Raw genomic sequence first — 12,079 nt, 5'->3', positions numbered from 1 at the left:
AAAGGAAACAACACCTGACGGTGTTGCCTTTAATAAACGTGCTTCGCACAAACCTAATCTTTCATTTGCTTGATTTACAGTGTATCTGCCCAGAAATGGGAGTCAAGGATGCTACGCACCGAAGGCTGAAGTCCTTGACACCCATTTCAAGGCAGATAAAATATCAACAAGCAAACGAAGGATTATTTGTCGTACAGTAAAGTACGCTTTGTGCACTTAATTAGAGGCCTGCGAAGCAGGGCTTCCTTTTAAAAGAGAAAAAGAGTAAGATTATAACAAATCTAATTCTTATCATAAAACACATGGATAGTCTTTTCTGTGATTTCCGAGTACAAATTTACGCTGCCCTGTAGGTGATGTTATTTGACAAAAGGAAGGAAAGCAAATATTATATAGCTACCTAGTTAGTCGATAGGAGAATAAAGCAGATGCTAGCCATCTGCTTTTGCTATGTATAAGAGGAACGTTTAATGAAAGAAATAACATATAAAGAATTAACAGAGCTTCAGGAAGGTAGCTACATTCTAGTAGATATCCGCAATGAAGATAGTCTAAAATATGGCATGATTCCTGGTGCTGTAAGCATTACACATGAGTTATTTGATACTGATTTGGATGGTGTTGTGACTCGCCTAGATAAATCAAAGCAGATTGTTTTATATTGCACCAGAGGACAGGTTTCAATAGAGGATGCGGAGCTTCTTTGCGACAATGGTTTTGATGCAGTAAGTCTCAAGGGTGGCTATAACAGCTATCTTTCCGCACTTATGGAGCAGCAGGATGCAGAAGGCGAAGCTGAGCTTCACGCTCAGACTGCTGAAATAGAGAAGAGTATTAGAAAGAAATTTCATAAGACATTGTTTTCTCCTTTTGCCAGAGCTTGTAAGGAATATGAACTTATCAAAGAGGGAGATCACATCTGTGTTTGTATTTCCGGTGGTAAGGATTCCATGCTTATGGCAAAGCTGTTTCAGGAAATACAGCGTCATCAGAAGGTAAACTTCGAGCTTACATTCCTTGTTATGGATCCTGGCTACAGCGCTGTAAACCGCCAGCTTATTGAGAGCAACGCAAAGCTTATGGGAATTCCTATTGTGATTTACGAGAGTGATATATTTGATGCTGTTGATACAGTGGATAAGAATCCTTGCTATCTCTGTGCAAGAATGCGCCGTGGCCATTTATATTCTAAGGCAAAAGAGCTTGGCTGCAACAAGATTGCCCTTGGACACCATTATGATGATGTTATCGAGACAATCCTTATGGGAATGCTTTATGGTGCACAGGTTCAGACTATGATGCCGAAACTTCATTCAACAAACTTCGAAGGTATGGAATTGATTCGTCCTCTTTATCTGGTTCGACAGGATGATATTATTGCATGGCAGCGTTACAATGGACTTCACTTCTTACAGTGTGCATGTCACTTTACAGAGACCTGTGACAGCTGTTCAGTAGATGGAACCAGCGCATCAAAGCGTCTAGAGACAAGAAATCTTATTGCAGAACTGAAGAAGGTTAATCCATACGTGGAGTCAAACATCTTCCGCAGCGTGGAAAATGTAAATCTGGCTACAGTAATTGCTTACAAGCAGGATGGTGTGAAGCATCATTTCCTTGATACCTATGATGAGTAAAAAAATAAATATCTAAGAAAAAGATTAATTAAGGTCTGGCTTTTTGGCTAGGCCTTTATTTTTTCATAACCGTTTGAAAAAAGAATAGAGCAAAATAGATAAAAAACAACATAAAAAATTAAAATATTTTAACAAATATTGTATTATAAGACATAATTTAAACAATCAATGTTGAAAAATTGTATAAAATGGGTTATAAAATTGACTTAAGAATCATATAAATAAAATAGTTTAGTAAATACTAAACTAAAGGTAGAAGGGGGAACAAATGAAGAAAATGAAAAAAGCCGTGGCATTGGGATTATCTATTGCTATGGCTACTTCAGGCGCGCAGCTAACTGGCCTAGGGGCAATGAAGGCAGAGGCTGCTTCAAACATTTCAAGAGTGTCAGTACATGATCCATCTATTTTTGCAGAAGATGGCAAATACTATGTATTTGGCTCACATATTGCCACAGCGTCTTCTGATGATTTAGTCAACTGGACACAGGTTTCGAGAGATTATCAGGATGTTAGCGGCAATGTAATTTATGGAAATTTAAGAGAAAATCTTGCAGAGTCATTTAAGTGGGCAGGATATGACGACGGCGACTGTGCCGGTGGAAATTATGCAGTTTGGGCTCCAGATGTAATCTACAATCCAGATTATGTTTGGGAAGATGGAAGCAAGGGAGCGTACATGCTTTATTACAGTGCTTCATCTACATGGCGCCGTTCTTGCATTGGCTATATGGTATCGAAGAGCTATGATGGTGGATACCAGTATGGTGGAACAGTAGTATATTCAGGCTTCACAAACACAGGAAGCGTAAATTACGATGGTAATAGCAAGAGAGATACAACCTATACTAATGACTATTTACCTTTTAATGATTTAATTGCAGATGGTGTAATTGATGGGGATGTATCCACATGGAAATGCTTTAATAAGGACGGTAGCTGGAACAATAATTATGCTCCAAATGCCATTGACCCAACTCTTTTCTTTGATGCCACAGGTGAGCATTTATATATGGTATATGGCTCATGGTCAGGTGGATTATTTATTTTAGAGCTTGATAAGACAACAGGTGAAGCAATCTATCCTGGAACAGATGGAGTAGAGGAAACAAGTGGTAATTACGTGGATAGATATTTTGGTGTTCATATTGCAGGTGGAAATCACCAGTCTGGCGAGGGTCCATACATTGAATACGATAAGAATACCGGCTATTACTACATGTACGAAACATATGGAGGACTTACAACAACTGGCGGATATAACATGCGTCTCTTCCGCTCTAAAAATGTTTTTGGTCCATATGTTGATCCAGCTGGAAATGAGGCCGGTGGAAGTGGTGTAAATTGCTATAAATATGGCGTTAAGCTGATTGGTAATTATCAGTTCTATGGACAGCCTGGATATAGAGCAGCTGGTCATAACTCAGCGATGATTACAGATGATGGTAAGTATTATCTTTTCTATCATCAGAGATTTTTGGATTCTTCTCGTGGTGAAGGCCATGAGGTTAGAGTTAGACAGCAGTTCTTAAATGAAGATGAATGGCTTGTAACAGCAGTATACGAAAATCGTAATGAGCAGATTCAAAAGTATACAAAGGACGATGTAGTTGGAAGCTATGAGTTTGTAAATCATGGAAATGCTGAAAAGGATGGCAGCATGATTTCTACTGAATCAGTTACTTTAAATGAAGATGGTACTATTTCAGGTGACAAAACAGGCTCTTGGACAATGGCAGATGCTGCTGATTATACATATGTAACATTAAATATAGGTGATGCTACTTATAAGGGAGTTTTCTTTGAACAGACAAACGATAATGATGAAAAGACAATGACCTTTACTGCTATTGGAAATAACAATCTGGCCGTGTGGGGAAGTAAATTTGAAGAGTCAGAAGATCTTGTTGTTGGAAAGGTTATCGATCAGCTAGCAGGAATGCTTCCAGATACAACAAGAGAGAACCTCTCTCTTCCAAAGACTCTTTCAGGTGCAACTATCACCTGGAGCTCAGACACACCATCTGTATTATCAAACGAGGGTGAAGTATCAGTTCCATCAGTAGATACAAAGGTAAAGCTTACAGCAACAATTACTTGCGGTGCCGAGTCTAGGACTGCAGAGTATGAGATAATGGTATACGATGGCCCACATATTATTGCAGGATATGATTTTGAAAATGTAGATGGGACAAGTGTTTCAGCTACTGGTGCCTCAGTAGTAGGTGGAAATGCAACATTAATGGGAACAGCTTCTGTAATCAAGGATGAGACTAGAGGGGAGGTTCTGAAAGTTGAGAATAGTGAAGGGAATAAGCAGGTTAATTATTTATCTTTGCCAAACGAACTATTCAAGGATATTGATAAGTCTGGCTATACTGTAAGCATGTGGGTAAATATTGGTGCTTCTACCTGGGAGCATAGTGCTCTTTTTGAAGCAGATATGGTTTCAGGTGGTGCAGTTACAGGCAATTATCCTATGACAAGAATCGGTGCTAATCTTATAGGAAGAATCAATGCAAATGATTATTCTGACGCATTTCCAGGAATTGCCTATGGAGAATTAACAGGTAAATGGCAGCTGGTAACATATACAGTGGATACAAAGGGTATCAAGGTTTATTTAAATGGTAACCAGATTGTATACGACAAGAAGGATATCTCTAATTGCTTCAGTGGCAAAAATGCAGCAATTCAGAATGCTAATCATATAATGGTTGGTGCAGGTGATATTTGGTCAGATGAGGATTGTAGAAATGCTTTATTTGATGATGTTCGTATATACGATACTGCACTGACAGCATCTGAGATAAGTAGTCTTTATGATGCAACATATATGGGTAATAAAGAAGATGAGCCAAAGGAGCCAGAGCATAAGGTTAAGCCTATAGCAGAGGAGGAGCCTGATGCAGAGGGAATGACAAAGCTTTATATTAGACTAGAGGACGATGAGTTCTATGAGGAAGCAAATGTTTATGCTGTAGATGCTGATGGAAATCCAGTAGGTTTTGGTGCGGAGCCAGGAAAAGCTATGGCTCACATAGGAAACGGATGGTATTCAGTAAACGTTCCAAATGAACTTTTAGCTGCAGAGAATGAGGAAGATTTAAAGGATGAAATCAAAGAAGAAATCAAAGTAGAAAGCAAGGAAGAAAATAAGGAAGATTCTGAAGATGCTGAGCAGGAAATATTAGATGCTGAGAGTGAGGAAACAAAGTCTGAGGAAATTCCAACAGAGGAAACAATTCTTGATAAAGTGGAAGAGGTTCTTGAGGAATTAGTAGATGAAATAAAATCAGCATTTTCTCCAATGGAGGTAAAAGCAGCTGAGTCTAATATTTTTGCAGATGGAGTGATATTAAGTGTCAATAATGGTAAGGGCTACAGTATAGTAGGTGCAAATTCATTATTTACTATGGTAAGACCAAGTGCTGAAGAGCTTATGCAGGAGGAGTCAGAGGAACCTGCAGAAGTACCAGTGGAGGAACCTGCACACTCTGAGCCAGCTCCAACACCACAGCCTGCAGCAGGCAATCAGACTGCTCAGCCAGCGCCATCTAATCAGAGCAGCTCTTCTAATCAGAGCAGCTCATCTAATCAGAGCAGCTCATCAGGCTCAAATAGCGCAGCTACCGCAGTGTCAGCTCAGCCTGCAGCTAATAATACAGTTACAACAGTTGCAGAAGCTCAGGTGCCATTAGCAGGTGACACTAAGATTGCTAGTAACAAGGCAAACAAGGTAACTAAGACTAAAGCAACAAAGTCAACAACAGATACAACCGAAGAAAAACTCTCAGAAGAAGCAAACACAGAAGAGACAGAAGAAAATGATACTGCTGAAAACACAGAGGAAGCTTCAGTGGCTTCCGGGGAGTCAGAAAAGTCAGTAACAGAGGATGCTATTGAGGATGAGGAGGTAGCAAAAGCTGCCCTTGAAGAGGAGATAAACTCAAATGGTTTTGGAATTGTCCCTATAGTAATAATAATCTTAATAGCCTTCGGTGGTGCTACAACAGCTTACTTACTTAGAAAAAATAAATAATCCCTCATGGAAAAAGGCACAGGTCGTTTGACCTGTGCCATTCCTGCTTTATTTCACTAATTCTCTAATAGTTTTCCAGTCTATACATCTGTGATAGTTATCATTTGGAAGTTCTGTATTGCGGTTCCATGGGCGGTCAAAGACCATTACCTTTAAAGCTGGTAAATGATCAAAAAATTTGAACGCAAGAGGTGAATCCTCTACAGCATAATCAAAGTGCATCTTATAATACTCTTCCAGCTTTAAGCTAAATTCACTGTCTTTAATAAAGCTGTCACGTCCATATTTATCAAGACAGTAGAGTTTTACTCTTTCAAGATTATGCTCATCAAGCCACTGGCGGGAAGCCTCATATGCACTGTAAGGGCGGCCTGTGATGATACTCATATCATGCCCTTCATCCAGCCACCTATTAATGGTTTCAGAAGCACCAGGTGTCTCCTCATAAGTTAATAGTACTTCAGGAGTATGAGCCTTTATCATCATTTCCTGATACTGCTCCTCAGTCAATGAAAAGGACTTCTGTAAGTTGAAAAACTGTATATTCTCGTAAGGTACATCCTTATCAAACATTTCCTTCACAAGCCCTGAAAAGTGAAGGGCAGTCTCACAAAGACAATCGTCAAAATCTACGTAAATATTCATGTGCGTTCTCCATTTGTCAGTTTAATAACATCACAATGATACCATAACATTCCATAGCTATAAACTCATTTTATAGCCGGCTCTAATTTTCTTTAGTAACCAGAAGTATTGACTTATATAGGGGGCGTCGCATATAATCCTATCAACCTAGTAAGTGAGTAGGAAATAAAAATACTTACAAAAATAATTTGAAAGGAACAGACTAAATGAGAACAACAATTTCTACAGCTATGATGAATACTTGTATGTGTAAGGCCTGCTGTCAGACTTCTATTTGTTGTACTTGTAAAACAGTCTGTATGAACAAAACTAAAAAAGGATTTAGGCAAAAGCAATAGGTTTGAAATTATCGTATATACGAATTAAATTTTTTAAGAAGACTTAAGACCAAAGCTTTTAGCTAAGGACCTTAAGTCTTTTTTGGTGTCATAGCCGCTGGAAAGGCATAGGCGAGGCATCGCTGAAGTTGGTGGTTCGAATCCATCTGGCACCAGTGAGGGTGAAAGGAGAGAATATGGCAGAAGTAAAAGAAGTAACTGAAAATCAACTGGCAAAAATCAAAGATTACATCGAGTCCATAAAATATGGCTCCGTAAACATCATCATTCAGGATGGCAAAATCATCCAGATAGACAAAAGTGAAAAAATAAGGCTATAAAGAAAAGATTTAGAACTGACTAGACAACTAGAGGTTCAGGAACACGGTTTCATTTGCTGTGTTTCTGAGCCTCTTTTAGTTTTCTATAAACCCCAAAAATAAAAAAGAAATGTAAAGGAGAAAAAGAACATGGGAAAGTTATTCACATCAGAATCAGTAACAGAGGGACATCCAGACAAAATTGCAGACCAAATTTCTGATGCAATCCTTGATGAGCTACTTGCTCAGGATCCATATTCTAGAGTCGCTGCTGAGACAACAGTGGCAACAGGACTAGCTCTTGTTGTAGGAGAGATTACAACAAAGGCTTACGTGGACATTGCAAAGGTTGCTAAGGAAACAATCAGAGAGATTGGTTATGTAAATAACGTTGATGGATATAATGCAGATTCAATTGCAGTACTTACATCAATTGATGAGCAGTCAGCAGATATTGCACTTGGAGTTGATAAGGCATTTGAATCAAAACAGGAAGGAGTGACGGAAGATTTTGGAACAGGAGCAGGTGATCAGGGAATCATTTTTGGATACGCAACAAACGAAACACCAGAGTATTTACCACCAGCTATTTCGTTTGCTCATCGTCTTACTAGACAGCTTACAAAGGTTCGAAAGGATGGAACACTTCCATACCTTAGACCAGATGGAAAATCACAGGTAACTGTGGAATTTGCAGAGGATGGACAGACTGTAAAGAGAGTACATACCATCGTAATTTCAACACAGCATGCAGAGGATGTAACTCTTGAGCAGATTCGTAAAGACGTAATTGAATACGTCATAAAGCCGGTAATTCCAGAAGAACTCCTAGACGAAAACACCATATATTATGTAAATCCAACTGGAAGATTTGTTATCGGCGGTCCACAGGGAGATGCAGGACTGACAGGACGCAAGATTATCGTGGATACCTATGGTGGCACAGGTCGTCACGGCGGCGGTGCTTTCTCAGGAAAGGATCCAACAAAGGTCGATCGTTCTGCAGCCTACGCAGCTCGCTGGGTAGCAAAGAATCTTGTGGCTGCAGGATTAGCAAAGAGACTTGAAGTAGAGCTTGCATACGCAATCGGCGTAGCAAAGCCTGTATCTATAGCAGTTGATTCATTTGGAACAGGAGTGATTGATGATGAAAAAATTGTTGAAATTATTGAAAGAGTATTTGATCTTAGACCAGCAGCAATCATCGATGCCCTTAATCTTCGTAGACCAATCTACAAGCAGACTGCTGCTTATGGACATTTCGGCAGGACCGATGTGGATTTACCTTGGGAGCATTTAGACAAGGTGGATGAGATTAAGAAGATTTTTGAAGATATAAGAGTTGACCTGGCTGTTCAGCATATTTCTGAAGCCAGAGATGCAGTAGCAGTATAGGTAGAAAGGTAAGAAGAACAATGGCAGAGAAAATTGGTAAGCACATAGCAATATATGGCAAAGGCGGAATTGGAAAATCAACAACTACATCAAATATTAGTGCAGCCCTTGCAGAAGCAGGATATCGAGTAATTCAGATTGGATGTGATCCAAAGAGTGATTCAACAAACACACTTCGAGGAAATAATTATCTTCCAACAGTTCTTGATAGCTTAAGAGAAGGTAACAAGATTCATTTGGATGATATTTCCGTAAAAGGATTCGGTGGAGTTCTTTGTATTGAATCTGGTGGTCCAGTTCCTGGGGTAGGATGTGCAGGACGAGGAATCAACGCAGCAGTAAATCTTCTTCAGGAACTAAATCTTTTCGAAGAATTTAAGCCTGATTATGTTCTTTATGACGTACTTGGAGATGTAGTTTGTGGTGGCTTTGCAGTTCCTATCAGAGATGGAATTACAGACAGGGCATACGTTGTAAGTTCATCAGATTTTATGGCTTTATATGCTGCCAATAACCTTTTCAAGGCGATTAACAAATATGCTCCTACAGGTGGTGCAAAGCTTGGTGGTGTTATTGCCAACAGCATGAAGCCAGGTTATCACAGAGAAATCGTAGAGGACTTTGTGGCAAAGACAGGTACAAGCATCGCAGGCTATGTAAATCGTTCAATTGATGTTCAGCAGAGCGAGCTTTATGGAAAGACTGTTATTGAGGCTAAGCCTAATAGTACGCAGGCTGATATTTATAGAAATCTTGCCAAGTACATTGCGGAAAATGAGAATCTTGTGGTTCCTAATCCGCTTGGTTCTGCAGAGCTTAGAGATTGGGCTAGAAACTGGGGAGACCGTATTTACGATATTGAAAGCGGAGTAGTTGGAGTAGCGGAGGCGATTTAAATGAGTTTTTTAGATGATAGAAAAGCATTAACAAGAGAAAAACGACTCAGTGCTCTTAGTCACTTTCACGGGACTTTAGAAGGACTTATTGATGAAACATCCGGAACAGAAATTAAACAGAGAATCAGAACATTTTCACAGATTCATGTTGATGAGACAATCTATGCTTTTGATGTCTTATCAAAGATAGAAGATTCGGTGATTATTGTGAATGGTTCTATCGGCTGCTCGGCTCTTGGAATTGCACAGGATGAAGAAGAAGCCTTCACATGGTTTTCTACAAATCTTGTGGAAAGGGACACCATCCTCGGTGGAGATGACAAGCTTCGTGAGGCAATCCTCAGAGCAAATGAAGAGAAGCATCCAAAGGCAATCTTCATTCTTGGAACTCCTGTAGTCGCCATTAATAATGATGATATAAATTCAGTAATTCTCGAGCTGGAGGACGAGATTGGTATTCCAATTATCAGTATCTATACAGACGGATTTAAATCAAAAACACCAGTAACTGGGTACGATATTGTGACACACAGTTTGTTGAAGTATCTGGTAGATAAAAATGTAGATTTGAAGGAAGACTTCATAAATGTAATCTCCTTCTCGGAGAACATTGAGGATGTAGCTTCAATAGCAGGCATACTTCATGAGCTAAACATTAAGTTCCAGGTGCTTCCAAGATTTTCAAGCATTGAGGAAATCAGAAAAGCATCAAAGGCCAGGGCCACTGTCGTTTTAAATCCAGAAGAGGGAGATTATCTGGCGAAGGAACTTGAGGAGGTATTTGGGGTTCCTTACATAGAAAGCGAAGCCCCTATAGGTTTCAGGGGAACAAAGAATTTCCTGTTGAAGCTTGGAAGCTTCTTGAATATTGAAGAGCAGGTAGTAGCTTACATTGACGAGGCGGAGGCAAAAATCTCTGAGCAGTTTGTAAGTAACATTCTGGAAGACAAGCGAGTATTTGTAGATGCATCCCTAAGTAAGGTATATGGCTATGGAAGATTGTTGACAAACCTTGGTGGACAAATGGTTGGTTTTTCTTCTCCATTTGTGGATTTGGATAACAAAAAGCAGCTTAAGAGATTTGATTTCTTACAGAAGAATGCTATAGCCATAATTGGAAATGGACAGCAGTTTGAAAAAGCAAACGAGCTGGAGAAAAACCATATCGATATTTTCTTTAGCGAGAATGTGGGTAATTCATACGTGACAGATGAGGGAGCAGTAGTTGTTTCCACAAAGAACAGAGTTACATACGGATTTGAAGGTGTAGATGTAATCATTGCTTCAATTCGAAGAGCGTTGAGACTTCAGGGAAAGAACGGAAACGTCAGCAGCTATAAAGATAGTTTTAAACGTCGCAGTGGAAACTGGTATGTAAAGCAGGAGGTAAGCTAATGTCAAACGTAATTAAAAATCCAAGAAATGGATGCGCACTTCACGGTGCTTTACAGACAGTACATGAAATCGAAGGAGTGGTACCAGTTGTTCATGCAAATGCAGGTTGTGGAGTTATAAACTACCTTGCAAATAAATCGGTTGGAAACGGAGCAGGCAGATACAGCGGATTTGCTATTCCAGGCACAGCCGCACAGGAGAGACACGTTATTTTTGGTGGAGCATCAAGACTTCGTGAACAGATTAAAAACACAATCAAGGTTGTAAACGGAGATTTATATGTCATCTTAAACAGCTGCGAATCGGCGATGGTAGGCGACGATGTAGATGCCATGACAAGGGAGATTGTAGAGCAGGGAGAGCCTGTTGTAGACACTCTTATAGCAGGCTTTAATGGCGGTAGTCACTATGGTTATGAGCATGTTTTAAATGACATATTAAAGACTATTGATGGAGTTAAAAAGAATGAGAAAAATACAGATTCAAAGCTTATCAATATATTTGGAATAGTTCCACAGAAGGACCCATATTGGCAGGGCAATCTGGAGGAGATTAGAAGAATTTTTACAGGGGTAGGTTTAAAGGTGAATCTTTTCTTTGGAGTATATGGCGGTGTAGATGATTTGGTGAATGCAAAAAATGCTGTTGCTTCAGTTGTTTTCAGCAGATGGGGCGAGCTTCCAGCAAAGCTGTTAAAGGAAAGATTTGATGTACCATATATTACTGTAAGTTCATTACCTGCATCAGCAAGAGATGAAAGAGAACTCATCGAGAAGATATCAGAGTACGTGGATATTGACCAGGAGGTTAGGGAGAGCTTCCTGAACAGTGAAGAAAAATACGAGAAGAATTATCTTTCAAGAATCAGGGATGACATCTTTGAATATGATTTGGGAAAGAGAACTCTTATCGTAGGTGATGAGGAACAGGTAATCCGCTATGGAAAACTCTTTAGTGAAGTCCTTGGAGCAAGAGTGGTAGGAGCAGTTCTTACAGACGCATTAAAGAAGGATGAAGAACACGATAGAGATAACACAGAGCTGCTTGAATCCATTGCGGAAAACATCTACATCACATCAGATGCAAAAGATATTGAGGATATTATTAAGCGAAGCAGAGCAGAAGTTGTAATCGGAAGCTCACTTGAGAAAAAGATTGCAGAGAAAAACAATGTTTCATTGCTTGAGTTTAGCTATCCAATTTATCATAGAGCAATTTTGAACCAGACTACAGCGGGAGTCAGAGGACAGATTGAATTGCTACAGAGCTACATTTCAATTGTTAAAGAAAAGCAGTTGGAGAAAAAGGAAGAGCTTATAAGATTCGTACAGAGTGTAAAAGGAGGAGAATCATGGCACGAGCTATCACATGGGAAGTCTGTTGTTAGAAACTCTGAAAGAACAGCAAAATTAGTTAATTACGGAGGATGACA

The 12,079-nt window shown here is 39.5% G+C and carries 9 protein-coding genes and 1 tRNA gene; 9 read left to right on the top strand and 1 reads right to left on the bottom strand.

Annotated elements, in window-relative coordinates:
- The 3 genes from BLP54_RS15965 to BLP54_RS08990 form a co-directional block, all read left to right on the top strand.
- The coding region (locus BLP54_RS15965) for a hypothetical protein (RefSeq protein ID WP_207646782.1) at nt 1-200 on the top strand (200 nt) is incomplete at its 5' end.
- Nucleotides 201-470: 270 nt separating this feature from the next.
- Nucleotides 471-1,637, top strand: coding sequence for a PP-loop family protein (locus tag BLP54_RS08995; protein ID WP_090168949.1), 1,167 nt, complete (start codon nt 471-473; stop codon nt 1,635-1,637).
- A gap of 268 nt (nt 1,638-1,905) precedes the next feature.
- On the top strand, nt 1,906-5,679 hold the full coding sequence (locus tag BLP54_RS08990; RefSeq protein WP_090168947.1) for a lipocalin-like domain-containing protein: 3,774 nt from the start codon (nt 1,906-1,908) through the stop codon (nt 5,677-5,679).
- 48 nt (nt 5,680-5,727) lie between these two features.
- Here the strand turns inward: BLP54_RS08990 and BLP54_RS08985 are convergent, their stop codons facing one another.
- Entirely contained in the window at nt 5,728-6,324 is a 597-nt protein-coding gene (locus tag BLP54_RS08985; protein ID WP_090168944.1) for a 5' nucleotidase, NT5C type, read from the bottom strand.
- A 422-nt stretch (nt 6,325-6,746) separates the two neighbouring features.
- Here BLP54_RS08985 and BLP54_RS08980 point away from each other — a divergent pair.
- From BLP54_RS08980 to BLP54_RS08955, 6 genes are all read left to right on the top strand, one after another.
- Nucleotides 6,747-6,817: transfer RNA gene (locus BLP54_RS08980), tRNA-OTHER, on the top strand.
- 21 nt (nt 6,818-6,838) lie between these two features.
- The gene (locus BLP54_RS08975) at nt 6,839-6,982 is read left to right on the top strand and encodes a YezD family protein (RefSeq protein WP_036951617.1); all 144 of its coding nucleotides are present in this window, start codon (nt 6,839-6,841) and stop codon (nt 6,980-6,982) included.
- Between the two features lie 129 nt (nt 6,983-7,111).
- Entirely contained in the window at nt 7,112-8,356 is a 1,245-nt protein-coding gene (gene metK, locus BLP54_RS08970; protein ID WP_090168942.1) for a methionine adenosyltransferase, read from the top strand.
- A 20-nt stretch (nt 8,357-8,376) separates the two neighbouring features.
- Nucleotides 8,377-9,252, top strand: a complete 876-nt coding sequence (locus BLP54_RS08965) for a nucleotide-binding protein (protein ID WP_090168940.1) — start codon at nt 8,377-8,379, stop codon at nt 9,250-9,252.
- Nucleotides 9,253-10,647 carry a nitrogenase component 1 gene (locus BLP54_RS08960; protein ID WP_090168938.1) on the top strand — a complete coding sequence of 465 codons (1,395 nt, stop codon included), beginning with the start codon at nt 9,253-9,255 and terminating at the stop codon, nt 10,645-10,647.
- The gene (locus BLP54_RS08955) at nt 10,647-12,077 is read left to right on the top strand and encodes a nitrogenase component 1 (protein ID WP_090168935.1); all 1,431 of its coding nucleotides are present in this window, start codon (nt 10,647-10,649) and stop codon (nt 12,075-12,077) included. The genes BLP54_RS08960 and BLP54_RS08955 overlap by 1 nt, the downstream gene beginning before the upstream one ends.
- Nucleotides 12,078-12,079 lie beyond the last annotated feature (2 nt).

The sequence above is a fragment of the Pseudobutyrivibrio sp. 49 genome, from assembly GCF_900100545.1.
Classification (GTDB): Bacteria; Bacillota; Clostridia; order Lachnospirales; family Lachnospiraceae; genus Pseudobutyrivibrio.
The sequence above is the reverse complement of the archived record's forward strand: the minus strand, read 5'-3'. Positions and strand labels throughout refer to the sequence as shown.

Bases quoted from the DNA above. Each gene is read 5' to 3' on its own strand.
- BLP54_RS08995 (WP_090168949.1), top strand. From the start codon at position 471: ATGAAAGAAATAACATATAAAGAATTAACAGAGCTTCAGGAAGGTAGC.
- BLP54_RS08990 (WP_090168947.1), top strand. From the start codon at position 1,906: ATGAAGAAAATGAAAAAAGCCGTGGCATTGGGATTATCTATTGCTATG.
- BLP54_RS08985 (WP_090168944.1), bottom strand. From the start codon at position 6,324: ATGAATATTTACGTAGATTTTGACGATTGTCTTTGTGAGACTGCCCTT.
- BLP54_RS08975 (WP_036951617.1), top strand. From the start codon at position 6,839: ATGGCAGAAGTAAAAGAAGTAACTGAAAATCAACTGGCAAAAATCAAA.
- metK (WP_090168942.1), top strand. From the start codon at position 7,112: ATGGGAAAGTTATTCACATCAGAATCAGTAACAGAGGGACATCCAGAC.
- BLP54_RS08965 (WP_090168940.1), top strand. From the start codon at position 8,377: ATGGCAGAGAAAATTGGTAAGCACATAGCAATATATGGCAAAGGCGGA.
- BLP54_RS08960 (WP_090168938.1), top strand. From the start codon at position 9,253: ATGAGTTTTTTAGATGATAGAAAAGCATTAACAAGAGAAAAACGACTC.
- BLP54_RS08955 (WP_090168935.1), top strand. From the start codon at position 10,647: ATGTCAAACGTAATTAAAAATCCAAGAAATGGATGCGCACTTCACGGT.